19 protein-coding genes are annotated in these 24,848 nt (G+C 70.0%); 11 read left to right on the forward strand and 8 right to left on the reverse strand.

From position 1 onward, the window contains the following. Window positions 1-4: 4 nt before the first annotated feature. Window positions 5-5,800, reverse strand: a complete 5,796-nt coding sequence (gene uvrA / locus KV106_RS18720; protein WP_261211616.1) for an excinuclease ABC subunit UvrA — start codon at window positions 5,798-5,800, stop codon at window positions 5-7. Between the two features lie 179 nt (window positions 5,801-5,979). Here uvrA and KV106_RS18725 point away from each other — a divergent pair, with 179 nt between their 5' ends. Together KV106_RS18725 and KV106_RS18730 are read left to right on the forward strand one after the other, a co-directional pair. Further along, the gene (locus KV106_RS18725; RefSeq protein WP_057590728.1) at window positions 5,980-7,098 is read left to right on the forward strand and encodes an ABC transporter substrate-binding protein; all 1,119 of its coding nucleotides are present in this window, start codon (window positions 5,980-5,982) and stop codon (window positions 7,096-7,098) included. 164 nt (window positions 7,099-7,262) lie between these two features. Beyond that, window positions 7,263-8,384 (forward strand): ABC transporter substrate-binding protein, encoded by a 1,122-nt coding sequence (locus KV106_RS18730; RefSeq protein WP_261211618.1) that lies wholly within the window; start codon window positions 7,263-7,265, stop codon window positions 8,382-8,384. 16 nt (window positions 8,385-8,400) lie between these two features. Here KV106_RS18730 and KV106_RS18735 read toward each other — a convergent pair whose 3' ends face one another. From KV106_RS18735 to KV106_RS18755, 5 genes are all read right to left on the reverse strand, one after another. Beyond that, window positions 8,401-8,559, reverse strand: a complete 159-nt coding sequence (locus tag KV106_RS18735) for a hypothetical protein (RefSeq protein WP_261211619.1) — start codon at window positions 8,557-8,559, stop codon at window positions 8,401-8,403. Between the two features lie 130 nt (window positions 8,560-8,689). Next, window positions 8,690-10,384 (reverse strand): MFS transporter, encoded by a 1,695-nt coding sequence (locus KV106_RS18740; RefSeq protein ID WP_261211620.1) that lies wholly within the window; start codon window positions 10,382-10,384, stop codon window positions 8,690-8,692. A 175-nt stretch (window positions 10,385-10,559) separates the two neighbouring features. Continuing rightward, complete coding sequence (locus KV106_RS18745; RefSeq protein WP_261211622.1) at window positions 10,560-11,204, reverse strand: 2-hydroxychromene-2-carboxylate isomerase; 645 nt, start codon at window positions 11,202-11,204, stop codon at window positions 10,560-10,562. After that, window positions 11,201-11,464: a DUF1289 domain-containing protein gene (locus KV106_RS18750; RefSeq protein ID WP_409976537.1), complete on the reverse strand. Its 264-nt coding sequence runs from the start codon at window positions 11,462-11,464 to the stop codon at window positions 11,201-11,203. Before KV106_RS18750 ends, KV106_RS18745 begins: the two co-directional genes overlap by 4 nt. Further along, window positions 11,461-11,961: a YbaK/EbsC family protein gene (locus KV106_RS18755; protein WP_057590723.1), complete on the reverse strand. Its 501-nt coding sequence runs from the start codon at window positions 11,959-11,961 to the stop codon at window positions 11,461-11,463. The genes KV106_RS18750 and KV106_RS18755 overlap by 4 nt, the downstream gene beginning before the upstream one ends. 393 nt (window positions 11,962-12,354) lie before the next feature. Between KV106_RS18755 and nirB the strand changes: the two genes are divergently transcribed. From nirB to KV106_RS18775, 4 genes are read left to right on the forward strand one after another with little or no spacing between them, the layout of a single operon-like run. Beyond that, the gene (gene nirB, locus KV106_RS18760; RefSeq protein ID WP_261211625.1) at window positions 12,355-14,883 is read left to right on the forward strand and encodes a nitrite reductase large subunit NirB; all 2,529 of its coding nucleotides are present in this window, start codon (window positions 12,355-12,357) and stop codon (window positions 14,881-14,883) included. Window positions 14,884-14,906: 23 nt separating this feature from the next. Then, on the forward strand, window positions 14,907-15,248 hold the full coding sequence (gene nirD, locus KV106_RS18765) for a nitrite reductase small subunit NirD (RefSeq protein WP_057590721.1): 342 nt from the start codon (window positions 14,907-14,909) through the stop codon (window positions 15,246-15,248). A gap of 49 nt (window positions 15,249-15,297) precedes the next feature. Further along, window positions 15,298-16,110, forward strand: a complete 813-nt coding sequence (locus KV106_RS18770) for a formate/nitrite transporter family protein (protein WP_057590720.1) — start codon at window positions 15,298-15,300, stop codon at window positions 16,108-16,110. Window positions 16,111-16,120: 10 nt separating this feature from the next. Then, entirely contained in the window at window positions 16,121-17,869 is a 1,749-nt protein-coding gene (locus tag KV106_RS18775; RefSeq protein ID WP_261211627.1) for a bifunctional protein-serine/threonine kinase/phosphatase, read from the forward strand. Window positions 17,870-17,875: 6 nt separating this feature from the next. Here KV106_RS18775 and KV106_RS18780 read toward each other — a convergent pair whose 3' ends face one another. Further along, window positions 17,876-18,796: a hydroxymethylglutaryl-CoA lyase gene (locus tag KV106_RS18780; protein WP_057590718.1), complete on the reverse strand. Its 921-nt coding sequence runs from the start codon at window positions 18,794-18,796 to the stop codon at window positions 17,876-17,878. 135 nt (window positions 18,797-18,931) lie between these two features. Beyond that, a complete protein-coding gene (locus KV106_RS18785) occupies window positions 18,932-19,837 on the reverse strand; it encodes a LysR substrate-binding domain-containing protein (RefSeq protein ID WP_093348407.1) in 906 nt (301 codons plus the stop codon). A 143-nt stretch (window positions 19,838-19,980) separates the two neighbouring features. On the opposite strand from KV106_RS18785, the gene KV106_RS18790 reads away from it, so the two are divergent. The 5 genes from KV106_RS18790 to KV106_RS18810 are packed head-to-tail and all read left to right on the forward strand — an operon-like array spanning window position 19,981 to window position 24,846. Next, window positions 19,981-21,129 carry a CaiB/BaiF CoA transferase family protein gene (locus KV106_RS18790; RefSeq protein ID WP_261211629.1) on the forward strand — a complete coding sequence of 383 codons (1,149 nt, stop codon included), beginning with the start codon at window positions 19,981-19,983 and terminating at the stop codon, window positions 21,127-21,129. A gap of 40 nt (window positions 21,130-21,169) precedes the next feature. Beyond that, entirely contained in the window at window positions 21,170-22,084 is a 915-nt protein-coding gene (locus tag KV106_RS18795) for a dioxygenase family protein (protein WP_261211630.1), read from the forward strand. Further along, a complete protein-coding gene (locus KV106_RS18800) occupies window positions 22,081-22,887 on the forward strand; it encodes a citryl-CoA lyase (protein WP_261211631.1) in 807 nt (268 codons plus the stop codon). Before KV106_RS18795 ends, KV106_RS18800 begins: the two co-directional genes overlap by 4 nt. Beyond that, window positions 22,884-23,834 (forward strand): Bug family tripartite tricarboxylate transporter substrate binding protein, encoded by a 951-nt coding sequence (locus KV106_RS18805; protein ID WP_057590714.1) that lies wholly within the window; start codon window positions 22,884-22,886, stop codon window positions 23,832-23,834. The genes KV106_RS18800 and KV106_RS18805 overlap by 4 nt, the downstream gene beginning before the upstream one ends. A 46-nt stretch (window positions 23,835-23,880) precedes the next feature. Further along, window positions 23,881-24,846, forward strand: a complete 966-nt coding sequence (locus KV106_RS18810; protein ID WP_261211632.1) for a Bug family tripartite tricarboxylate transporter substrate binding protein — start codon at window positions 23,881-23,883, stop codon at window positions 24,844-24,846. Window positions 24,847-24,848 lie beyond the last annotated feature (2 nt).

Below are 24,848 nucleotides of genomic sequence, written 5' to 3' on the forward strand. Positions count from 1 at the left end.
ACGCTCAGCGCGCCAGCACCGGCGCCAGCGCCACGCCCGTGTGCGTGCCCAGCCGCACCACTTCCTCGGGCGCAGCAGCCGCCACCACGCGGCCGCCGCCGTTGCCGCCCTCGGGCCCGAGGTCGACGATCCAGTCGGCCTCGGCGATCAGGTCGAGGTCGTGCTCGATCACCACCACGCTGTGGCCGCCGTTCACCAGCCGGTGCAGCACGTGGATCAGCTTCTCGACGTCGGCCATGTGCAGGCCCACGGTCGGCTCGTCGAGCACGTAGAGCGTGTGCGGCGCCTTCTGGCCGCGGCGCGTGATGTCGTCGCGCACCTTGCTGAGTTCGGTCACCAGCTTGATGCGCTGCGCCTCGCCGCCCGACAGCGTGGGCGAGGGCTGGCCCAGGGTCAGGTAGCCGAGCCCCACGTCCTTGAGCAGCTGCAGCGGATGGCTGATGTTGGGCATGCTCGCGAAGAACTCGACCGCCTCGTCCACCTCCATCTGCAGCACGTCGCCGATGCTCTTGCCGCGCCAGCTCACGGCCAGCGTCTCGGGGTTGAAGCGCGCGCCGTGGCAGACCTCGCAGGGCACCTTCACGTCGGGCAGGAAGCTCATCTCGATGGTGCGCACGCCCGCGCCGTCGCAGGCCGGGCAGCGGCCCTCGCCGGTGTTGAAGCTGAAGCGCGCCGGGCCGTAGCCGCGCGCCTTGGCCTCGAGCGTGTCGGCGAACAGCTTGCGGATGGTGTCCCAGAAGCCGATGTAGGTCGCGGGGCAGCTGCGCGGGGTCTTGCCGATCGGTGTCTGGTCGACCTCGAGCACGCGGTCCACGCTCTGGTAGCCCTCGACGCCCTTGCAGCCGGCCCAGGCCGGGCGCTTGCCCGCGGCATCGGCGTCGCGGCCGGCCTTGGTGCTGCGCTGCTGCACCACCGCCTGCACGTTGGCCAGCAGCACGTCGCGCGCGAGCGTGGACTTGCCCGAGCCGCTCACGCCCGTGACCACCACCAGCCGCTGCAGCGGCACGGTGACCGTCACGTCCTGCAGGTTGTGCATGTCGGCGCCGCGCACCGTGAGCCACTGGCCGTTGTCGGGCGCCTTCGGGTCGGGCGAGGGAATGAGCCGGCGCGCCTGCAGCGGGTGCTTGATCGCGTCGCGCAGGTAGCGGCCGGTCTGCGACTCGGCCGCCTGCTCGATGTCGGCCACCGCGCCCTGCGCCACCAGGCGGCCGCCGCGCTTGCCGGCGCTCGGGCCGATGTCGATGATGTGGTCGGCGCGGCGGATCGTGTCCTCGTCGTGCTCCACCACCACCAGCGTGTTGCCCTTGTCGCCGAGCTTGTGCAGCGCGTCGAGCAGGATGCGGTTGTCGCGCGCATGCAGGCCGATGGTCGGCTCGTCGAGCACGTAGCACACGCCCTGCAGGTTGCTGCCGAGCTGCGCCGCGAGCCGGATGCGCTGCGCCTCGCCGCCGGACAGCGTGGGCGCGCCGCGGTCGAGCGTGAGGTAGCCCAGGCCCACCTCCTCGAGGAACTCGAGCCGGCTCTTGATCTCGGGCACCAGGTCGCGCGCGATCTCGGCCTCGCGGCCCGAGAGCGAGAGGTTCTCGAACCAGGTGCGGATGTCGGTCACGCTCATGCGCGCGAGCTCGGTGATGCCGATGCCGCCCTCGCCCCAGCCCGGCGTGCCGGCATGCGCATGGACCGCGCCGCCGCCGAACAGCACCGCGCGCGCGGTGGGGTTGAGCCGCGTGCCCTTGCAGGTCGGGCAGGCCACGTCGCCCACGTCCTCGGCGTCGGGCTCGGCGAAGGTCTGCTCGCGTCCCTTCTGGTCGTCGGCCATCACCGAGTCGTCGAAGATCTTGCGCTGCTCCTTGCTGAGCTTGACGCCGGTGCCCACGCAGTCGGGGCACCAGCCGTGCTTGCTGTTGTAGCTGAACAGGCGCGGGTCGAGCTCGGCATAGCTGGTGCTGCAGACCGGGCAGGCACGCAGGGTCGAGAACACGCTCACGCGGCCGATGCCCGCGGCCGTCACGCCGGCCATCATGGCGGCGCGCAGGCCGTCCATCTCGCTGAGCACGTGCACCACGCCCTTGCCGTGCTCGAGCGCCTTCGTGAGCGCCTCGCGCAGCTGGTTCTCGTTCGTGGGCAGCACGTCGAGGCTGGCCACCGGCAGCTCGATGCTGTGTTCCTTGAAGCGGTCGATGCGCGGGAAGCCCGCGGTCGGCAGGAAGTCGCCATCGACGCGCAGGTGCGTGAAGCCGCGCGGCCGCGCCCAGTCGGCCAGCTCGGTGTAGACGCCCTTGCGGTTGCTCACCAGCGGCGCGAGCAGGCCGATGTGCTGGCCCTTGAAGTTGCGCATCAGCTGCGCCGCAATGCTGTCGGGCGTCTGCGGCTGCACGGCCGCGCCGTCCTTCACGCAGTGCTGCACGCCGAGCTTCACGAACAGCAGGCGCAGGAAGTGCCAGACCTCGGTGGTGGTGCCCACCGTGCTCTTGCGGCCGCCGCGCGACAGGCGCTGCTCGATCGCCACCGTGGGCGGAATGCCGTAGACGGCATCGACCTCGGGCCGGCCCGCGGGCTGCACGATGCTGCGCGCATAGGCGTTGAGCGATTCGAGATAGCGGCGCTGGCCCTCGTTGAACAGGATGTCGAAGGCCAGTGTGGACTTGCCCGAACCGCTCACGCCCGTGACCACGCTGAACTTGCCGCGCGGGATGTCGACGCTGAGGTTCTTGAGGTTGTGCTCGCGCGCGTTCACGATCTCGACCGCGTCGGCGCCCGGCGCCTTCTTGGCCTGCGCGATGTAGCGGCGCGCCGCGCGCTCGGCCACCTTGTAGGCACCGGGGCCGATCGCGAGCTCGTAGTCGGCCAGCGCGGCGCCCGTGAGCGAGGCGCGGTTCTCGCGCAGCTGCTCGGGCGTGCCCTCCGCCACCACCTGGCCGCCGCCCTCGCCGCCTTCGGGGCCGAGGTCGATGCACCAGTCGCTGGCGCGGATCACGTCGAGGTTGTGCTCGATCACGATCAGCGAATGGCCGGCGTCGAGCAGCTTGCGCAGCGCGCGCATGAGCCGCGCGATGTCGTCGAAGTGCAGGCCGGTGGTGGGCTCGTCGAACAGGAACAGCGTGCCCTTGCGCGCCACCGCCTGCTTGCTCGAGGTCGCGCCCTTGGCGGCCTCGGCCAGGAAGCCCGCGAGCTTCAGGCGCTGCGCCTCGCCGCCCGACAGCGTGGGCACGGGCTGGCCCAGCTTCACGTAGTCGAGGCCCACATCGGAGATCGGCTGCAGCACGCGGAGCACATCGCGGTCCGCGTCGAACAATGCGGCCGCCTCGGCCACCGTGAGCTCGAGGATGTCGGCCACGTTGTAGCTCTTGCCATGGCGCTCGATGCGCACCTCGAGAATCTCGGGCCGATAGCGCTTGCCGTCGCAGTCGGGGCAGCGCAGGTAGACGTCGGAGAGGAACTGCATCTCGACGTGCTCGAAGCCCGAGCCGCCGCAGGTGGGGCAGCGGCCGTCGCCCGAGTTGAAGCTGAACTTGCTCGCGGTGTAGCCGCGCTGGCGCGAGATCGGCGCGGTGGCGAAGATCTCGCGGATCGCGTCCCAGGCGCCGACGTAGCTCGCGGGGTTGGAACGCGCGGTCTTGCCGATCGGCGACTGGTCGACGAACACCACGTCGCCGAGGTGGTCGGCGCCGAGCAGGCGGTCGTGCGCGCCGGGCGTTTCGGTGGCCTTGCCGAAGTGGCGCATCAGCGCGGGCGCGAGCACGTCCTGCACCAGCGTCGACTTGCCGGAGCCGCTGACGCCGGTCACGCAGACCAGGCGCGCGAGCGGGAACTCCACGCTGATGTCCTTGAGGTTGTGCTCGCGCACGCCCTCGAGGATGAGCCGGTGCGTGTTCTCGCTGACCAGCCGCTTGAAGCCCATGCCGATCTTCTTGCGCCCGCCCAGGTACTGGCCGGTCAGCGTGTCGGCGTCGCGCAGCGCGTCGGTGCTGCCGTCGAACACGATCTGGCCGCCGCGCGCGCCGGGGCCCGGGCCCATGTCGATCACGCGGTCGGCCGCCAGCATCACGGCCGGGTCGTGCTCGACCACCACCAGCGTGTTGCCCGCGTCGCGCAGCCGCAGCATGGCCTCGGTGATGCGGTTCATGTCGCGCGGATGCAGCCCGATGCTGGGCTCGTCGAGCACGAACAGCGTGTTGACCAGCGAGGTGCCGAGCGCGGTCGTGAGGTTGATGCGCTGCACCTCGCCGCCGCTGAGCGTGCGGCTCTGGCGGTCGAGCGTGAGGTAGCCGATGCCGACGTCGTGCAGGTAGCGCAGCCGGGTCGTGATCTCCTCGAACAGCAGCTTGAGCGCCTGGGCCTCGCCGGCCGCGCTCGGACGCTGCGTCTCGCCGGCCGCGGCGGCGCCGCCGGTCGTCATGCGGTCGAACAGCTGGCGCAGCCGCTCGATCGGCAGCAGCATCAGGTCATGCAGGCACAGGCCCGGCAGCGCCTCGAGCTGCGCGCGCGTCCACTTCACGCCGACCGGCATGAAGCGCTTTTCGGGCGGCAGCACCGCGTCGGCGTCTTCCTTGCTGCCGATGCGCCACAGCAGGCTTTCGAGCTTGAGCCGCGCGCCCGCGCAGGTGGGGCACGGCGTGTAGCTGCGGTACTTCGACAAGAGCACGCGGATGTGCATCTTGTAGGCCTTGCTCTCGAGGTAGCCGAAGAAGCGGCGGATGCCGTACCACTGCTTGTTCCAGTTGCCCTCCTTGTAGTTGGGCGTGCCCTCGATCACCCAGTGCTTCTGCTCGGCGGTGAGCTTGTTCCACGGCGTGTCGCGCGGAATGCCGGCGGCCTCGGCGTGGCGCATGAGGTCGTCCTGCGCCTCCTTCCAGGCCGGGGTCTGGATGGTCTTGATCGCGCCCGCGCGCAGGGTGAGCTTGTCGTTCGGGATCACGAGGCCGAGGTCGACGCCGATCACGCGGCCGAAGCCGCGGCAGGTGTCGCAGGCGCCCACGGCCGAGTTGAACGAGAACATCGACGGGATCGGGTCGCCGTAGCGGATGTCGCTCTCGGGGCAGTGCAGGCCGGTGGAGAACTTCCATACATCGGTCGGCGCGTTCTCCTCGACGCCCGTCGCATGCACCGTCACGCGCCCGCTGCCGCGCTTGAGCGCGACCTCGATCGCCTCCACCACGCGCGAGCGCTCGGCGCTCGAGGCGCGGAAGCGGTCGGCCACCACGTCGAGCACCTTGCGCGGCCCGGTGGGCGTGGCCACCTCGCGCTCGGACTGAACGCGCGTGAAGCCGCTGGCCGACAGCCACTGCGTGACCTCGTCGGCCGTGGTGCTCGCGGGCAGCTCGACCGGGAAGGTCACGACCAGCCGCGGATCGCCCGCGGCCGCCGCGCGCTCGACGATCTGCGCATAGATGCTGTCGGGCGAGTCGTGGCGCACCGGCAGCGCGGTCTCGCGGTCGAACAGGTCGGCCGCGCGTGCGTAGAGCAGCTTCAGGTGGTCGTTGAGCTCGGTCATCGTGCCGACCGTGGAGCGCGAGGAGCGCACCGGGTTGGTCTGGTCGATGGCGATCGCGGGCGGCACGCCCTCGACCTTGTCGACCGCCGGCTTGTCCATGCGGTCGAGGAACTGGCGCGCGTAGGCGGAGAAGGTCTCGACGTAGCGCCGCTGGCCCTCGGCGTACAGGGTGTCGAACACGAGGCTCGACTTGCCCGAGCCGCTGGGCCCGGTGACCACGGTCATCTCGCCGGTGCGGATGTCGAGGTCGAGATTCTGGAGGTTGTGCTGGCGTGCGCCACGGATGCGGATGGAGCCCTGTGTCATGAGTGCCTTGGGGGTGGGGCAAACATTCTAGGGAGTGGTCCATGACGCTCCCGTGCACTGCGTCACAAGGTCGGTGCGGTCGCAGGGGTTTGTCCGAATGGCCTTCGGAATACTTTTGGAAACAAATAAGGCGTTGGTTTGCAACGGTGGCGACGCCATCGACAACGGGGGACGACCACATGACGAAGAAGCACGGCCGCCTGCGCGCGGTCCTGATCGCGCTCGGTGCGCTGCTGTTGCTGCCCGCGCAGGCGCAGCTCCTGATCGGCCAGACCGCCGGCATGACCGGCCCGGTGGCCGCCAGCGTCAACGAGACCATCGGCGGCGCTCAGCTCGTGATCGATGCCGCCAACGCGCAGGGCGGCGTGCACGGCGAGAAGATCGAGGTAGTCCGGCTCGACGACGGCTTCGACGTGAAGCGCGCGGGCGAGAACGGCCGCGCGCTGATCGAGGACAGGAAGGTGCTCGCGCTCTTCATGAGCCGCGGCACGCCGCATTCGCAGGCCATCATTCCCTGGCTCGACAAGCACGGCGTGGCGCTGATCGGGCCTTCCACCGGCGCGATGGTGCTGCACAAGCCGGTGCAGCGGAACGTGTTCAACGTGCGCGCCACCTACCAGCGCGAGGCCGAGAAGGCGGTGCAGCACCTGCTGACCATCGGCATGGTGCGCATCGCGGTCGTGCACGTGACCGACTCCTTCGGCGCCGACGCGCTCGAGGGCGCGATGACCGGCTTCGGCAAGGCCAAGGCCCAGCCCGCGGCCACCGTGCCGGCCGACCGCGACAAGCCCGACTACGCGGCCATCGTGCCCGCCATCGTCCAGGCCAAGGCGCAGGCGGTGCTGTGGATCGGCTCGGGCAGCGCGGTGGTCGACGGCATCAAGGCGCTGCGCGCGGCCGGCTCGGCGGCGCAGGTGGTCACGCTGTCGAACAACGCTTCCTCGGGCTTCATCAAGCAGCTCGGCGAGGCCAGCCGCGGCGTGGTGGTCACGCAGGTGTTCCCGAGCGAGCGCTCGATCAGCTACCCGATGGTGAAGGAGGCGATCGCGCTCGCGAAGGCCAAGGGCCAGAACGAGCTCTCGCCCGCGGCGCTCGAGGGCTTCGCCTCGGCCAAGGTGCTGGTGGAGGCGCTGCGCCGCGCCGGCCCCAAGCCCACGCGCGCCCGCGTGGTGGCCGCGCTCGACGGCCTGCGCGACTACGACCTCGGCGGCCTCGAGGTCAGCTACTCGCCGCAGGACCACAGCGGCATCGATTTCGCCGACCTCGCGATCATCAGCGAGGGCCGCTTCAAGCGCTGAAGCGGCGCCCTTCCCTCTTGACCAAGCCGGGCCGCGTGCCCGGCTTTTTGCTTTTGCAAACAACGGTTTGACAGGGTTTGCACGAGGAATCGCATGTCACGTCTGGCTACACATAATTGCATTTACTGACATGAACACGAATCCCGACGGGAAAGGTTTTGTCGATGAAGAAGAAGAAAAGCATCCCGCGCCTGCGCGCCGCCGCATTGCTGATCGCACTCGCGGCGACCGGGGCATCGGCCCAGATCGTGATCGGCCAGTCGGCCGACCTGTCGGGACCGGTGGCGGCCAGCGTGAAGGAAACGATCATGGGCTCGCAGCTGGTCATCGACCAGGTGAATGCCCAGGGCGGCATCAACGGCGAGCAGATCGAGGTCATCCGCATGGACGACGGCCTCGACGCCAAGCGCTCGCTCGAGAACTCGCGCATCCTGATCGAGGACAGGAAGGTGGTCGCGCTGCTGCTCAACCGCGGCACGCCCAACACGCTCGCGGTGATCCCGCTGCTCGACAAGCACGGCGTGCCGCTGGTCGGTCCCTCGACCGGCGCGATGGCGCTGCACAAGCCGGTGCAGAAGAACATCTTCAACGTGCGTTCCACCTACCAGCGCGAGGCCGAGAAGGCGGTGGTGCACCTGCAGACCACGGGCATCCAGCGCATCGCGGTGGTACAGGCCGACGACTCCTTCGGCAAGGACGGGCTCGAGGGCGCGAACCGCGGCTTCGAGAAGGCCAACCTCAAGCCGGTGGTGATCGCGCTGGCCGACCGCAACAAGCCCGACTTCGCGGCCATTGTGCCGAAGCTGGTCGAGGCCAATGCGCAGGCCGTGCTGTGGATCGGCTCGGGCACCTCGGTGTCCGATGGCGTGAAGGCGCTGCGCGCCGCGGGCTCGGCCGCGCAGGTGGTCACGCTGTCGAACAACGCGGCCTCGGGCTTCATCAAGGACCTCGGCAGCGCGAGCCGCGGCGTGATCGTCACGCAGGTGTTCCCCTACGAGCGCTCGTTCGGCAACCCGCTGATCAAGGAGGCCCTGGCGCTCGCCAAGGCCAAGGGGCAGGAGGAGCTGTCGCCCGCGCTGCTCGAAGGCTTCGTCGCGACCAAGGTGCTGGTGGAGGCGCTGCGCCGCACCGGGCCCAAGCCCACGCGCGCGCGGCTGCTGGCCACGCTCAATGCCTTCCAGTACGACCCGGGCGGCGGGCTCGATATCTCGTATTCGCCGACCGATCACACCGGCATCGAGTACGTCGACCTCTCGATCGTGAGCGACGGCCGCTTCAAGCGCTAGGCAGCGCTTCGGAGATTTACTGCGGCGCGCTCGCCGCAGCCGCGGGCGCCGCAGGCGCCGTTTCGTGCGTCACGCCGTGCTTCTCGCCCGACATGTCGACCTTGTCGCCGGCCTTCGAGATCACGTACAGCGCGATGGCCGCGAAGATGGCGAAGCCGACTGCGATTTTCCACATGGGTTCTGTCTCCTGAGATGGGTAATGCGGGGTTCAAGAAAAAGGCCTCATGCCGAGGGTCGGCATGAAGCCTCTTTGTTGAACGGAGGGCGCGCGGCGCCCTCCCCTCTGTTCGATGGCGCCGCGGCGCTCAGTCGTGGGCGTAGATGTCCACGTCCTTGGTCTCGCGGATGAACAGCGTGCCGATCACCAGCGTGATGAACGCGATGATGATCGGGTACCAGAGGCCGTTGTACATGTTGCCGGTCGAGGCCACGATGGCGAAGGCGGTGGTGGGCAGCAGGCCGCCGAACCAGCCGTTGCCGATGTGGTACGGCAGGCTCATCGAGGTGTAGCGGATGCGCGTGGGGAACAGCTCGACCAGCATCGCGGCGATCGGCCCGTAGACCATGGTCACCAGCAGCACCAGCCAGAACAGCAGCAGCACCGTCAGCACCTTGTTCATCTTCGCGGGGTCGGCCTTGGCCGGGTAGCCCGCGATCTTCAGGTCCTCGGCCACGCCCTTCTTGAAGGCGGCGATCTCCTTGGCCGAGGCCTCGTCGAACTTGAGGTTCACGACGTTGCCGATCGGTGCTTCCACCGTCTTGTCGCCGATCTTCACGACGGCCTTCGAGCCCGGCGCGCCGGCCACGTTCTCGTAGCTCACCGAGTTCTGCACCAGGTAGCGCTTGGCGATGTCGCAGGAGCTGCGGAAGTCGATCTCGCGCGCCACCGGGTTGCCCTGGAACGAGCAGGTCGCGGGGTCGGCGGTCACGGTCACGCCGGCGGTGGCCTGGGCCTTGGCGAGGTCGGGGTTGGCGGCCTCGGTCAGCATCTTGAAGACCGGGAAGTAGGTCACCACGGCCAGCAGGCAGCCGGCCATGATGATCGGCTTGCGGCCGATCTTGTCCGACAGCGTGCCGAAGACCACGAAGAACGGGGTGCCCAGCAGCAGCGCGGCGGCGATCATCAGGTTGGCGGTGGTCGCATCGACCTTGAGCTGCGCGGTCAGGAAGAAGAGCGCGTAGAACTGGCCCGAGTACCAGACCACGGCCTGGCCGGCCGTCAGGCCCACCAGCGCCAGGATCACGATCTTCAGGTTCTTCCACTGGCCGAAGGATTCGGCCAGCGGCGCCTTCGAGGTCTTGCCCTCGGCCTTCATGCGCTGGAACGCCGGCGATTCCGACAGCGACAGGCGGATCCACACCGAGATGCCCAGCAGCAGGATCGAGACCAGGAACGGAATGCGCCAGCCCCAGTCGTTGAACACCGCTTCGCCCAGGCCTTCGCGTACGCCCAGGATCACGATCAGGCTCAGGAACAGGCCGAGCGTGGCCGTGGTCTGGATCCACGAGGTGTAGGCACCGCGCTTGCCGTGCGGCGCGTGCTCGGCCACGTAGGTGGCGGCACCGCCGTACTCGCCGCCGAGCGCGAGGCCCTGCAGCATGCGCAGCGCGATCAGGATCACCGGCGCCGCGACGCCGATGGTCGCGTAGCTGGGCAGCAGGCCGACGATGAAGGTCGACAGGCCCATGATCAGGATCGTGACCAGGAAGGTGTACTTGCGCCCGATCATGTCGCCGAGCCGGCCGAACACGATGGCGCCGAACGGACGCACCAGGAAGCCGGCCGCGAAGGCCAGCAGCGCGAAGATGAAGGCCGCGCCCGCATCGAGGCCGCTGAAGAACTGCTTCGCGATGATCGCCGCGAGCGAACCGTAGAGGTAGAAGTCGTACCACTCGAACACGGTTCCCAGCGAAGAAGCGAAGATGACCTTCTTCTCCTCCGCCGACATGGGCCGGGGGGCCGGATGCGGCACTCCCCGTGAATCTAGTGTGGCTGCCATTGATCGTCTCCTGTGTATGCGTTCATGCGGCGCCCGAATTCGGGACCGTGGGGCATTCTTGGAGGCGCGACTGACCCGAGCCTTTCGCGAAACTGAACCGGCGCTTACGAATTAAGGTGAAACCCTCGACGCCCGTTTCAGCCTGTAAGAAATGCAGCGTCGGTGCTGCGGATGCTCAGTTTTTGCTGCTGCGCAGCAGGGCCGGACGCTGGTCTGCCCCGGCCCATTGCGGGCCGTCGAACCAGGCATCGCCCGCGAGGTAGGCGCGCAGCATCGCGAGGCCGTCGAAGCCCCAGAACAGCCGGCCGTCGACCGCATAGGCGGGCGTGCCGAACACGCCGAGCGCGATCGCGTCCGCGGTGTTGCGCTGGAGCAGGGCCTTGCTCTCGTCGCTGCCGGCATCGCGACGCGGTTGCAGTTGCGCGGTGAGCGCGGCCAGCCGCGCGGGATCGGCCGCCTCGAGGCCGCCGCGCCAGACATGGCGAAACACGGTCTCGGCCACCAGCCGGCTCACGCGGCCGTCGTCGGAGGTGGAGAGCGCGAGCCGCAGGTGCGCGAGCGGGTTGTAGGGATGCGAGGCCGGCATCGCGATCTCGATGCCGTGCTGGTGGCCCAGCCACAGCACGTGGCGGTAGGTCCAGCCGCGCTTGGCGGGAATCTCGGCCGGCCCGAGCTGGCCGTGCGCCTTGAGCACCGCGCCCAGCAGCACCGGCCGGTAGTCCACGCTGTAGCTCAGGCCCTCGAGCGCCTGCGGCAGCTGCTCGAACGCGAGATAGGCATAGGGCGAGATGAAGTCCAGGTAGAAGTCGATGTGCTTCATGCGTCGATGTCTCCGATGGCCGGGGCGCGCCAGATGCCGGCCCGGGCCCGCCACTCTATCGCGCGCCAGACCTGCCGCCGCTCGCCGTCCTCCATGCGGCTCCAGCCCGCGATCTCGGGGATGGTGCGCAGGCAGCCCTCGCAGAAGCCGCTGAGCCGGTCCATGCGGCACACCGAGCTGCAGGGCGAGGGCACCGGCTCGGCCCGCTCGCGCAGGTCGGCGGCGCGATCGGCCAGGGCCTGCGCTTCGGCGACGTTCACGCCGCGGCCACCACCACGTCGGCCACCGGCGCGCCCGTGAGCGTCTCGAGGTCGTGCGGGCGCAGCTGGAACACCGCATGCGGATGGCCCGCGGCGGCCCAGATCTCCTCGAAGCGGAACAGCTCGCGGTCGATCAGCACCACCGGCTTCGTCACATGGCCCACGGGCGACACGCCGCCGATGGTGAAGCCGGTGCGCGCCTTCACGAAGTCGGCGTCGGCGCGGCCGGTCTTGCCGACGATCGCGTCGACCTTCTTCTCGTCGACGCGCCTGTCGCCCGAGGTGATGACCAGCACCGCGACCTCGTCGCTCTTGCGCCGGAAGATGATGCTCTTGGCGATCTGGCCGACCGCGATGCCGAGCGCGTCGGCCGCCTGCTGCGCGGTGCGGCAGGCGTCGTCGAGCATGCGCGGCGCATGCGGATGGCCGGCGTCCTGGAGCACGCGCGCGACGCGCTGGACACCGTCGGGAAGGGAATGGAGTTCGGAGCCGCACATGGCTTGGGTCTTCGGAGGTTCGTGGGGGCGCGTGCCCCGCGTTGCAGGCTCCCGAGCATACGAAAAAGCCTGCGGCACCGCACCAATGCGGAGAACGCGGCACCGCCGCCGCGCCGATTCGGGTGCGATTCCGGTGCACGCGCGGGCCGCGGCCGGTCTTTTGGGGCGGCATGGATATTGCTGAACCTCGTCGCGGACCTCCCGGCCTGGGTGGGTCCGCAGTGCCTCCGCTAACGACGGCGGGGTTCGAACGAGCCGATGGCGATGAGCCGCCGGATTCGTTTGTCCATCCGATTACTCGCATCCGTTCCGTCGCGGAGGCCTCCTGCCGCTGTCGTCCGACAGCCTTGGTGGCCCGCCCTCGAGGACCGGCTGCCCCCGCAGGACCTCAGCATGAAAATCGCAGTCATCGGCCACGGCATGGTCGGCCACAAGTTCCTCGAGCAGCTCCATGCGCTCGGCATTCCCGGCGCGGAAGTCACCGTCCTGTGCGAGGAGCCCCGGCCGGCCTACGACCGGGTGCACCTGTCCGAATTCTTCGCGGGCAAGACGGCCGAAGACCTCTCGCTGGTCGAGCCCGGCTTCTTCGAGCGCAGCGGCTTCACGCTGCGCCTGGCCGCGCGCGCGGTGGCGGTCGAGCGCCGCAACAACACCGTCACCACGGCCGACGGCGAGGTCGTGGGCTACGACAAGCTGGTGCTGGCCACCGGCTCCTTCCCCTTCGTGCCCGCGGTACCCGGGCGCGACCGGCCCCACTGCTTCGTCTACCGCACCATCGAGGACCTCGAGGCGATGAAGGAATGCGGCGCGCGCTCGCGCAGCGGCGTGGTGGTGGGCGGCGGCCTGCTCGGCCTCGAATGCGCGAAGGCACTGCGCGACATGGGCCTCGAGACCCACGTGGTGGAGTTCGCGCCGCGGCTGATGGCGGTGCAGATCGACGAAGGCGGCGGCCGCGCGCTGCGCGAGAGCATCGAGGCGCTGGGCCTGCACGTGCACACCGGCCGCAACACGGTGGAGATCGTCGACGGCGCCGCCGCGCGCCACCGCATGGTGTTCGCCGACGGCAGCTACCTCGAGACCGACATGATCGTGTTCTCGGCCGGCATCCGCCCGCGCGACGAGCTCGCGCGCCAGTGCCTGCTGGCCGTGGGTCCGCGCGGCGGCGTGGCGGTCGACGACCACTGCCGCACCAGCGACCGCAACGTCTACGCGATCGGCGAATGTGCCTCGTGGAACGAGCAGACCTTCGGCCTGGTCGCGCCCGGCTACGACATGGCGCGCGTGGCGGCGCGACACATCGCGGGCGAGCACGAGGCCGCCTTCACCGGCGCCGACATGAGCACCAAGCTCAAGCTGATGGGCGTGGACGTGGCGAGCATCGGCGATGCGCACGGCAGGACGCCGAAGTCGCGCGCCTACCAGTTCATCGACGAGCGCAAGAAGGTCTACAAGAAGATCGTCGTCAGCGAGGACGGCAAGCTGCTGCTCGGCGCGGTGCTGGTGGGCGATGCCGCCGAATACGGCACCCTGCTGCAGATGGCGCTCAACGGCATCGCGCTGCCCGAGGATCCCGAATTCCTGATCCTGCCCTCGAGCGACGGCAGGGCCAAGCCGGGCCTGGGCGTCGAGGCCCTGCCCGACAGCGCACAGATCTGCTCGTGCAACGACGTCAGCAAGGGCCGGATCTGCGAGGCCGTGGGCCAGGGCGCCTGCACCCCGGCCGCGATGAAGGCCTGCACCAAGGCCGGCGCCACCTGCGGCGGCTGCGTGCCGCTGGTCACGCAGGTCATGAAGATGGAGATGGCCAGGCGCGGCATGGCCGTCGACAACCACCTCTGCGAGCACTTCCCCTATTCGCGCCAGGAGCTCTACCACCTGATCCGCGTGGGCGAGATCCGCAGCTTCGCCGACCTGCTCGCGAAACACGGCAAGGGCCTGGGCTGCGATATCTGCAAGCCCGTGGCCGCGAGCATCTTCGCCTCGTGCTGGAACGAGTTCGTGCTCAAGAAGGACCTGGCCGCGCTGCAGGACAGCAACGACTACTTCCTCGGCAACATCCAGAAGGACGGCACCTATTCGGTGGTGCCGCGCATGCCGGGCGGCGAGGTCACGCCCGACGGGCTGATCGCGGTCGGCCAGGTGGCGAAGAAGTACGGCCTCTACACCAAGATCACCGGCGGCGCGCGCGTGGACATGTTCGGCGCGCGCGTCGAGCAGCTGCCCGCGATCTGGGAGGAACTGATCGCGGCCGGCTTCGAGTCGGGCCATGCCTACGGCAAGTCGCTGCGCACGGTGAAGAGCTGCGTCGGCTCGACCTGGTGCCGCTACGGCGTGGACGACAGCGTGGGCCTCGCGGTCGAGCTCGAGAACCGCTACAAGGGTCTGCGCGCGCCGCACAAGATCAAGTTCGGCGTCTCGGGCTGCACGCGCGAATGCGCCGAGGCGCAGGGCAAGGACGTGGGCGTGATCGCCACCGACAAGGGCTGGAACCTCTACGTCTGCGGCAACGGCGGCATGAAGCCGCGCCATGCCGAGCTGCTCGCGAGCGACCTGTCGAAGGCCGAGCTGATCCGCCTGATCGACCGCTTCCTGATGTTCTACGTGCGCACCGCCGACCGGCTGCAGCGCACCAGCACCTGGCGCGAGAGTCTCGAGGGCGGCCTCGAGTACCTCAAGGGCGTGCTGCTGCAGGACACGCTGGGCCTCCACGCCGAGCTCGAGACCCAGATGCAGGCCGTGGTCGACACCTACCAGTGCGAGTGGAAGACCGCCGTCAACGACCCGGCCACGCGCCAGCGCTTCCGCTCCTTCGTCAACAGCGACAAGCCCGACGAGCACATCGTGTTCGTGAGCGAGCGCGGCCAGAAGCGGCCGGCACGCGCCGAGGAGCGCAGCGAGGCGGCCGACGTCTCGATGGCCTGAAGCACAACGAAAGAGGAAGCCCCATGACCCAGCAAGACCTGCACTGGACCGCCGTGTGCGCGGCCACCGACATCCTGCCCGACACCGGCGTGTGCGCGCTGGTCGAGGGCGTGCACGTGGCGATCTTCCGCGTCGGCCGGGAGGCCACGCTCTACGCCATCGACAACGTCGACCCGAAGGCCGGCGCCAGCGTGCTCTCGCGCGGGCTGGTCGGCAGCCTCGGCGACCGCGTCGTGGTCGCCTCGCCGCTCTACAAGAACCACTTCGACCTGCGCAGCGGCGAATGCCTCGAGGCGCCCGAGCACTCGGTGCGCGCGCATGCGGTGCGCGAGCACGAGGGCCGCGTGCTGGTCGCGCTGGCCTGAGCCTCATCCCCCTTCTTCCCCGGCATTCCATTTCTTCCCAAGGATCCCCATGGCCTATCTAGCCCCCGCCGAGTTCGTCACCAAGATGGTCGATGCCGGCGAATCCAAGCTGCTCATGTCCACGCGCGACACGCTGATCCGTTCGTTCATGGCCGGCGCCATCCTCGCGCTGGCCGCGGCCTTCGCGGTCAGCATCACGGTCAACACCGGCAATGCGCTGGTCGGCGCGATGCTGTTCCCGGTCGGCTTCATCATGCTGTACCTGCTGGGCTTCGACCTGCTGACCGGCGTCTTCACGCTGGCGCCGCTCGCCGTGCTCGACAAGCGCCCCGGCGCCACCTGGGGCGGCGTGATGCGCAACTGGGGCCTGGTGTTCGTCGGCAACTTCGCGGGCGCGCTCACGGTCGCGGTGTTCATGGCGATCATCTTCACCTTCGGTTTCAGCGAGGCGCCCAACGCCATCGGCGAGCGGCTCGGCCACATCGGCGAGGGCCGCACGGTCGGCTACTCCGCGCACGGCGCGGCCGGCATGCTGACGCTGTTCATCCGCGGCGTGATGTGCAACTGGATGGTGTCGACCGGCGTGGTCGCGGCCATGATGTCGACCACCGTCTCGGGCAAGGCGATCGGCATGTGGATGCCGGTGATGATCTTCTTCTACATGGGCTTCGAGCATTCGATCGTCAACATGTTCCTGTTCCCCACCGGCCTGATGCTCGGCGGCAAGTTCACGCTGATGGACTACCTGATCTGGAACGAGCTGCCCACGGTGATCGGCAACCTGGTCGGCGGCCTGAGCTTCGTCGGCCTCACGCTCTACGCCACGCACTACAAGACGGCGCCCAAGCGCGTCGCGGGCTGATCGCGCGCCCATGGCCGTCGGGCGCCAGGCGCCGCGCGTCACGCTGGGCCAGCACTCGCTGGCCGGCGTCGGGTCGGCGGTCAACCAGGACTTCCATGGCGCGATGCTGCCCGAGGGGTCGCTGCGCGCCGCCAAGGGCATCGCGCTCGCGCTGGCCGACGGCATCGGCTCGAGCCGCGTGAGCCAGGTCGCGAGTGCGGCGGCCGTGCGCGGCTTCCTCGAGGACTACTACGCCACCTCCGATGCCTGGTCGGTGCGCCGCGCGGCGCAGCGCGTGCTGGGCGCCACCAATTCCTGGCTGCATGCGCAGACCATGCGCAGCGACGCGCGCTTCGACAAGGACAGCGGCTACGTCTGCACCTTCAGCGCGCTGATCCTCAAGGGCCGCGAGCTGCACCTGCTGCACGTGGGCGATGCGCGCATCTACCGCGTGCACGCGAGCGCGCTCGAGCAGCTCACCGACGACCACCGCGTGCATGTCTCGTCGGTGGAGTCGTACCTGGGCCGCGCGCTGGGCGCGGGCCCCAACGTCGAGATCGACTACCGCTGCTGGGAGGCCGAGGCCGGCGAGGTCTACCTGCTGGCCACCGATGGCGCGCATGCGCACCTCGATGCCGCCGCCGTCAACGACGCACTGGCGCGCTGCGCCGGCGACCTCGACGCGGCCGCGCAGCGCCTGGTGCAGATCGCCCGCGCGCGCGGCGGCCAGGACGATGCCACCGTGCAACTGCTGCGCATCGACGAGCTGCCCGCGCCCGATGCGCCGGCGCCGGCGCTCGAGCGCGAAGGGCTCGCGCTGCCGCCGCCGCTCGCGCCGCGCGACCGCTTCGAGGGCTTCACGCTGGTGCGCGAGATCCACCTGAGTTCGCGCAGCCACGTCTACCTCGCCACCGACGACGCCAGCGGCCGCCCCGCGGTGCTGAAGCTGCCCTCGGTGGACCTGCGCGAGGATGCCGCCTACCTCGACCGCTTCGTGCTCGAGGAATGGGTGGCGCGGCGCATCGACAGCCCGCACGTGCTCAAGGCCTGGCCGCTGGAGCGCGCGCGCGGCCACCTGTTCGTGGCGATGGAGTACGTGGAGGGGCAGACGCTCGCGCAGTGGATGGTCGACCATCCGCGGCCCTCGCTCGACAGCGTGCGCGCCATCGTCGCGCAGCTCGCGCGCGGCCTGCAGGCGATGCACGGCAAGGAGATGCTGCACCAGGACCTGCGGCCCGAGAACGCGATGATCGACCGCGCGGGCACGGTCAAGCTGATCGACCTGGGCGCCACCCACGTGGCCGGGCTCGACGACGGCGGCGGCGAGCCGCGCGCGCTCGCGATCGAGGGCACGCTGCAGTACACCGCGCCCGAGTACTTCACGGGCCAGGGCGGCACGGCGCGCTCCGACCTGTTCTCGCTGGCCGTGATCGCCTACCGCATGCTGAGCGGGCAGCTGCCCTACGGGCTGCAGGCTTCGCGCATCCGCGGCACGGCCGATGCCCATCGCCTGCGCTATGTGCCGCTGCGCCAGTTCCGGCCCGAGCTGCCGGCCTGGGTCGACGCGGTGCTGCAGAAGGCGCTGCATCCGCAGCCCGCGAAGCGGCAGCAGGCGGTGTCGGAGTTCGCGCACGACCTGCGGTCACCCGGCGCCGAGTTCCTGCGCGCGCGAGCGCCGGCGCTGATCGAGCGCCGGCCGGTGCTGTTCTGGCAATGCACCACGGTGCTGCTGGCCGTGGCGGTGGTGGTGCTGCTCGGTCTGCGCGCCTTCGGGCGCTGAAGACGCTCAGCCCGCGCGCTTGGTGCGGATCGCCTTCGAGGCGCGCGAGTTCGGCTCGCGGCCCAGCGCCTCGCTGATGTAGACGCCGGCGTCGATCAGCTTGTCGAGGTCGATGCCGGTCTCGATGCCCATGCCGTGCAGCATGTAGACCACGTCCTCGGTCGCCACGTTGCCGGTCGCGCCCTTGGCATAGGGGCAGCCGCCGAGGCCGGCCGAGGAGGACTGGAAGTTCCACACGCCCAGCTCGAGCGCCGCCAGCGTGTTGACCAGCGCCTGCCCGTAGGTGTCGTGGAAGTGGCCGGAGATGGCATCGACGCCGAAGTGCGCCAGCGTGGCCTCCATCGCCGCCTGCACCTTGCGCGGCGTGCCCACGCCGATGGTGTCGGCCACGTCGACACGCTGCACGCCGATGCCCTTCATCAGCTGCGCGAGGTAGCCGACCTTGGCCGGGGCGATCTCGCCTTCGTAGGGGCAGCCGACCGTGCACGACATCGCGCCGCGCACGCGTATGCCCTTGTCGAGCGCCGCGGCCACCACGGGCGCGAAGCGCTCGATGCTCTCGGCAATCGAGCAGTTGATGTTCTTCTGGCTGAAGGCCTCGCTCGCGGCGCCGAACACCACGATCTCGTCGGGCCATTCCTCGCGCGGCGCGGCGATGGCGGCCTCGAAGCCCTTGAGGTTGGGCGTGAGCACCGAGTAGCGCACGCCGGGCTTGCGCTTTATGCCGTGCATCACCTCGGCGTTGTCGGCCATCTGCGGCACCCACTTCGGGCTCACGAAGCTGGTGACCTCGATCTCCTCGAGGCCCGCGTCCTGCAGCCGATGCACCAGGCCGATCTTGGTCTCGGCCGAAACCGGCTGCTTCTCGTTCTGCAGCCCGTCGCGCGGGCCGACGTCGACGATCTGGACGCGGGTGGGGAGTTTCATGGCTTGTCTCTGGTGTCGCGGGAGGATGGAACAGCGGGATCCATTGTCCGGCAGATGGGCCCGGCCTGCCTGGTACACAAGGCGCGGAAGGTAGCAATGCGCGCCACAGCGGTTGCAAATGGTGCCAGTCGTTGGCTAGCCGTCGCTGCGCTCGAGCATGCTGGTGCGGAACGCCATCTTGCGCACGATGGCCGCGAAGGCGCGCGTGGGCGCCGCCTCGCGCGCCTTCGGTGCCCACAGCATGCCGGGCGTGCGCACCGGCGTCGGGCTCTCGAGCCGCACGGTCGCGAGCCCCGAGTTCGGCAGCACCGCGTTGGCCGAGACGATGGCCGCGAGCCGCGTCTTCGCCACCAGGCCCATGATCGGCGCCAGCGTGTTGATCTCGGCCACCACCTGCGGCTCGGCGCCGCAGGAGCGGAAGCACTCGTCGAGCATCTGCCGCGTGGCGAAGCTCGCGGGCAAGAGCGCCATCGGCAGCCGGTGCAGCTCGACCATGCGCAGGCGCTTGCGCCGCGCCAGCGGATGGTCGTGCGCCACCACCAGCACCATCTCCTCGTTGTAGAGCGGCTCGAACTGCAGCGGCCCGGGCTGGGCCGGGCGGTAGGCGATGCCGAGGTCGAGCGTGCCCTGCTGCAGCCGCTGGCCGATCAGGTCGGCCGCGAGCTCGTCGACCCTCACGCGCACGCGCGGATAGCGCTGCTGGAAGCCCGCGATGCAGTCGGGAATGAAGCCGAGGTTGAAGGTGTGGGTCGAGCCGATGCGCAGTTCGCCGGCCGCCTCCTGCGGGTCCTCGCGCAGCGCGCCGAGGCCGCGGTCGATCTCCTGCAGCGCGCGCGTGGCGTGGTGCAGGAAGGCCTCGCCGGCCTCGGTCAGCGCCACGCGCTTGCCGATGCGGTCGAAGAGCGGCCGGCCCAGCTCCTCCTCGAGCTGCTTGATCTGGTGCGACAGCGTCGACTGCGTGACGTGCAGCCGCTCGGCCGCGCGCGTGAAGTTGAGCGAGCCGGCCAGGGCGCTGAAGTAGCGCAGGTGCCGCAGTTCCATGGAGGCCTTCCGTTGCGTCGAACGATCGATGCCATCGATGGTATCCATGCAAAACCATCATTGTTAAAAAACGGGCCGCCTGCATAGAGTTCGCTCCCATCCCGCGAGGGCATGACACGACAACGACAGCAGGAGACACACGAGTGCACAAGGTCCTCAGCGGCATCAAGGTGCTGGAGCAAGGCACGTTCATCACCGGGCCGGCGGCCGGCATGTTCCTGGCCGACCTCGGCGCCGAGGTGGTCAAGGTGGAGCAGCCCGGCAGCGGCGATCCGTTCCGTTCGTTCCGCGGCGGGCTCTACAGCCCGCACTTCCAGACCTACAACCGCAACAAGCGCAGCGTCACGCTCAACCCCAAGCTGGTCGAGGACGCGGCGGTGTTCGACGAGCTGGTGAAGGACTCGGACGTCTACATCCAGAACTTCCGCCCCGGCGCGGCCGAGCGGCTGGGCGCGGGCGAGACGCGGCTGCGCGAACTCAATCCGCGGCTGATCTACTGCGCCATCAGCGGCTTCGGCCAGACCGGCCCGGCCGCGGCGCGCCCGGCCTACGACACGGTGGCGCAGGCGGCCAGCGCCTTCCTCAAGCTGCTGGTGAACCCGGCCAATCCGCGCGTGGTGGGCCCGGCCGTGGCCGACGCGATGACCGGCTTCTACGCGGCCTACGGCGTGCTCGGCGCGCTGGTCGAGCGTGGGCGCACCGGCCAGGGCCGCAAGGTCGAGGTCTCGATGCTCGAGGCCATGTGCCACTTCAACCTCGACGCCTTCACCCACTACTTCTCCGAGAACGAGATCATGGGTCCGTTCAGCCGGCCCAGCGTCTCGCAGTCGTACGTGCTCGAGTGCGCCGACGGCCTGTGGATCGCGCTGCACATGTCCTCGCCCGAGAAGTTCTGGCAGGGCCTGGCCAACGCGATCGAGCGGCCCGAGCTGTTCCAGGACGCGCGCTTCGCCACGCGCGAGGGCCGCATCGCGCACCAGAACGACCTGATCGCGCTGCTCGACGGCCTGTTCCGCGCGCGCACGCGCGCCGACTGGTGCGCGCGGCTCGAGGCCGAGGACGTGCCGCATGCGCCCATGTACGACACGCGCGAGGCCATGGAGGACCCGCAGGCGCGCCACCTGCAGCTCGAGGTCAGCGCGCCCCATCCCGAGGGCGGCGACTGGCGCACCATCCGCTCGCCCGTGAGCTTCGACGGCGAGCGCGCGCTCGAGGTCACGGCGCCGCCGGTGCTGGGCGCCGACAACGCGGCGATCGTCGAACCCATACGCCGGCGCCTGCGGCAGCGCTGACGCATTCCCACCCCAGAAGAAAAGAACGGAGACAAGCCCCATGACCCCATCGAACGCCGACGAACTGACCCGGGCCGCGCTGCAGCGCCTGGACGGCGCGGCCGACCCGCGCTTCGCGCGCATCATGCAGTCGCTGATCGAGCACCTGCACGCCTTCATCCGCGAGGTCGACCTGCAGCCCGACGAATGGATGGCGGGCATCGAGTTCCTGACCGCCGTCGGCCAGGCCTGCGACGACAAGCGCCAGGAGTTCATCCTGCTGTCGGACACGCTGGGCGCGTCGATGATGGTGGTGATGCTCGACCAGCTGCGCGCCGCCGCGCGCGCCGGCAGGAACGGCGAGGCGCTGCCCGCGACCGAGACCACCGAGGCCACCGTGCAGGGCCCCTACTACTGGGACGGCGCGCCCGAGCTGCCGCTGGGCGCCGACATCGCGCCGGGCGTGCGCGGCGAACCGGCCTTCTACAGCGGCCGCGTCAGCGACACGCGCGGCGAGCCGCTCGCGAACGCGCTGCTCGACATCTGGTCGGGCGACGGCGAAGGCGTCTACGACATGCAGGTCGAGGGCGCGGGCATGGCGGCGCGCGCGCGCATCCGCACCGATGCCGAGGGCCGCTACTGGTTCTGGTCGATCAAGCCCTCGTACTACCCGGTGCCGGTCGACGGCCCGGTCGGCCGCATGCTCGACGGCATGGGCCGCCATCCGAACCGGCCCGGCCACATCCACATGAAGGTGGCGGCCGAGGGCCACGTGCCGGTGACCACGCACCTGTTCGTCGCGGGCAGCCCCTACATCGACTCCGACGCGGTGTTCGGCGTGCGGCCCAGCCTGCTCGTCGACTTCGAGGCCCATGCGCCGGGCCGCGCGCCCGACGGCCGCGCGCTCGAGCGGCCGTACTGGTCCGCGCACTACGACTTCCATCTGCAACCCGCCACCGCGAACGCCCTCCCATGAAAATCGGCAAATCCACCGTCCCGCGCAGCGCCATCTGCACCTCGGACGAACACACCATCGTCGTGCGCGGCCAGGACCTCTGCCGCGACCTGATCGGCCGCGTCTCGTTCTCGGACTACTTCTTCCTGCTGCTCACCGGCCGTCGTCCCGATGCCGCCTGCAGCGCGGTGCTCGACGCCACGCTGGTGGCGATCGCCGAGCACGGCCTGGTGCCCAGCGTGCAGGCCAGCCGCATGACCTTCGCGGCCGCGCCCGATGCGCTGCAGGGCGCGGTGGCCGCGGGCATCCTGGGCTGCGGCTCGGTGATCCTCGGCGCCTCGGAGACCGCGGGCCGGCTGTTCGCCGGCGTGGCGGCGCGCGTCGACGCGGGCGAGGCGCTCGACGCCGTGGCGGCCGACACCATCCGCGCGCTGAAGGAAGGCCGCCAGGCCATTCCCGGCTACGGCCATCCGCTGCACAAGGCCAACGATCCGCGCGTGGACCGGCTGATCGAGGTCGCGACCGAGGCTGGCGCCGACCTGCGCTACGTGCAGATCGCGCAGGCGCTCGAACGCGCCATCCCCGCCATCGTGGGCCGCGAGCTGCGCATGAACGTCTCGGCCGCGATCCCGGCCGTGCTGCTGGGCGTGGGCTTCCCGGTGGCCTCGCTGCGCGGCGTGCCGATCCTCGCGCGCACCGCGGGGCTGATCGCGCACCTGGCCGAGGAGGCCGAGACGCCGAGCGGCTTCGCGCTGTCCTACCAGGCCACGCGCGAGCTGCAGTACGAGGGCGAGCTGCCCGCCGGCTTCGGGAGCGCGGCATGAAGCGCCGCCTGCTGCTGGCCGGCGCGCTGCTGGCCACGGGCGCGGCGCTCGCGCAGGCGCCGGGCGCCGCGCGGCCGCTGAAGATCGTCGTGCCCTTCGGTGCCGGCACCTCGACCGACATCGTCGGCCGCATCCTGGCCGACGCGCTGGGCCGCCAGCTCGGCACCGGCGCGATCGTCGAGAACAAGCCCGGCGCGGGTGGCGCCATCGGCAGCGAGCAGGTCGCGCGCGCCGGCGCCGACGGCCAGACCCTGCTGCTGGGCACGGTCGGCACGCACGCCATCAACCCCTCGCTCTACAAGCGCCTGAGCTACCAGCCGCTGCGCGACTTCGTCCCGCTGGGCTTCATCGGCGCCACGCCCACGCTGCTGGTGGTGCCCGCCGGCTCGCCGTGGAAGCGCGTGGCCGACCTGGGCAACGCGAGCGGCAACGTGAACTTCGCCTCGGCCGGCAACGGCACCTCGGGCCACCTGGCCGGCGAGCTGCTCAACGTGCGGCTCGGCAAGAGCTTCATGCACGTGCCCTACCGCGACGGCGCGCAGGCCATGACCGAGCTGATGGCCGGCAACGTGCAGTTCATGTTCTATCACCCGGCCGCGGTGCTGCCGCAGGTGCGCGCGGGCAAGCTGCGCGCGATCGGCGCCTCGGGCGCGAAGCGCAGCGCCGCCGCGCCCGAGGTGCCCACGCTGATGGAACAGGGCGTGAAGGACTTCGACCTCGTCGCCTGGTTCATGTTGTACGCGCCCGCCGGCATGCCCGCCGCGCAGCGCGACCGGCTGCGCGAGGCCACGCGCCAGGTGCTGGCCCAGCCCGAGGTGCGCGAGAAGCTCGCGCAGCAGGGCATCGAGCAGGCCGAGATGAATGCCGACCAGCTCGACGCCTTCGCGCGCACCGAGATCGCCAAGTGGGGCGAGGCGGTGCAGCGCTCGGGCGCGCAGGTCGATTGATCGGTTCGATAAAAAAGAGCGGGACCTCCCGCGACAGGAGACAGACATGCGTACCCGATTCCAATGGCTGGCCGGCCTCTTCCTTGCCCTGGCCTGCAGTCTCGCCCTGGCCCAGGGCACGGCCTGGCCCAACAAGCCGATCCGCATCGTGGTGGGCTTCGCGCCCGGCACGCCGCCGGACATCTTCGCGCGGCTCTACGGCGACTACATGGGCAAGCAGCTCGGCGTGCCGGTGGTGATCGACAACAAGCCGGGCACGGCCGGCAACCTCGCCTCCGACACCGTGGCCAAGGCGCCGCCCGACGGCTACACCTTCCTCTACAACCTCTCGACCGCGTTCACGATCAACCCCTACATCTACGCCAGGCTGCCCTTCGATCCGCAGAAGGACCTGGTGCCGGTCGCCACCACGATGCGGCAGGGGCTGGTGCTGATCGCGAGCCCGAAGCTGCCCGCGAAGTCGATCAAGGAACTGCTGGCCGCCGCGAAGGCGAAGCCGGGCTCGATCTCGCATGCCTCCTACGGCGCGGGCAGTCCCTCGCACCTGATCGTGGAATGGCTCAAGGACGAGACCGGCACCGACATGCTGCACGTGCCCTACCGAGCGAGCCCGGTGGCCGACGTGATCGGCGGCCAGGTCGACACGGTGATGGAGCCGATCGCCACCGGCTATCCGCTGATCAGCAGCGGCCGCGTGCAGGCGCTGGCCTATTCGGGCCCGAGCCGGCATCCGGCCATGCCCGAGGTGCCCACGCTCGCCGAGGTGGTGCCGGGCCTCACGATGACCTCGTGGCACGGCCTGTGGGCGCCGGCCGCGACGCCGGCGGCGATCCAGCAGCGCTTCAACGCCGTGATGATCGAGGCCAGCAGGGACCCCGAGCTCGCGAAGCGCATCCGCGAGCTCAACAGCGAGCCGCTGGGACTCACGCAGGCCGAGATGGCGGCGGCACTGCGGCGCGACGCGGAGATCTACAGCCGCATCGTGAAGGCGAAGAACATCCGCGTCGACTGACG

It is taken from the genome of Variovorax endophyticus (assembly GCF_025376855.1).
GTDB lineage: Bacteria > Pseudomonadota > Gammaproteobacteria > Burkholderiales > Burkholderiaceae_C > Variovorax.

Coding starts and splice junctions, on each gene's coding strand:
- uvrA (WP_261211616.1), bottom strand. CDS start 5,800: ATGACACAGGGCTCCATCCGCATCCGTGGCGCACGCCAGCACAACCTC.
- KV106_RS18725 (WP_057590728.1), top strand. CDS start 5,980: ATGACGAAGAAGCACGGCCGCCTGCGCGCGGTCCTGATCGCGCTCGGT.
- KV106_RS18730 (WP_261211618.1), top strand. CDS start 7,263: ATGAAGAAGAAGAAAAGCATCCCGCGCCTGCGCGCCGCCGCATTGCTG.
- KV106_RS18735 (WP_261211619.1), bottom strand. CDS start 8,559: ATGTGGAAAATCGCAGTCGGCTTCGCCATCTTCGCGGCCATCGCGCTG.
- KV106_RS18740 (WP_261211620.1), bottom strand. CDS start 10,384: ATGGCAGCCACACTAGATTCACGGGGAGTGCCGCATCCGGCCCCCCGG.
- KV106_RS18745 (WP_261211622.1), bottom strand. CDS start 11,204: ATGAAGCACATCGACTTCTACCTGGACTTCATCTCGCCCTATGCCTAT.
- KV106_RS18755 (WP_057590723.1), bottom strand. CDS start 11,961: ATGTGCGGCTCCGAACTCCATTCCCTTCCCGACGGTGTCCAGCGCGTC.
- nirB (WP_261211625.1), top strand. CDS start 12,355: ATGAAAATCGCAGTCATCGGCCACGGCATGGTCGGCCACAAGTTCCTC.
- nirD (WP_057590721.1), top strand. CDS start 14,907: ATGACCCAGCAAGACCTGCACTGGACCGCCGTGTGCGCGGCCACCGAC.
- KV106_RS18770 (WP_057590720.1), top strand. CDS start 15,298: ATGGCCTATCTAGCCCCCGCCGAGTTCGTCACCAAGATGGTCGATGCC.
- KV106_RS18775 (WP_261211627.1), top strand. CDS start 16,121: ATGGCCGTCGGGCGCCAGGCGCCGCGCGTCACGCTGGGCCAGCACTCG.
- KV106_RS18780 (WP_057590718.1), bottom strand. CDS start 18,796: ATGAAACTCCCCACCCGCGTCCAGATCGTCGACGTCGGCCCGCGCGAC.
- KV106_RS18785 (WP_093348407.1), bottom strand. CDS start 19,837: ATGGAACTGCGGCACCTGCGCTACTTCAGCGCCCTGGCCGGCTCGCTC.
- KV106_RS18795 (WP_261211630.1), top strand. CDS start 21,170: ATGACCCCATCGAACGCCGACGAACTGACCCGGGCCGCGCTGCAGCGC.
- KV106_RS18800 (WP_261211631.1), top strand. CDS start 22,081: ATGAAAATCGGCAAATCCACCGTCCCGCGCAGCGCCATCTGCACCTCG.
- KV106_RS18805 (WP_057590714.1), top strand. CDS start 22,884: ATGAAGCGCCGCCTGCTGCTGGCCGGCGCGCTGCTGGCCACGGGCGCG.
- KV106_RS18810 (WP_261211632.1), top strand. CDS start 23,881: ATGCGTACCCGATTCCAATGGCTGGCCGGCCTCTTCCTTGCCCTGGCC.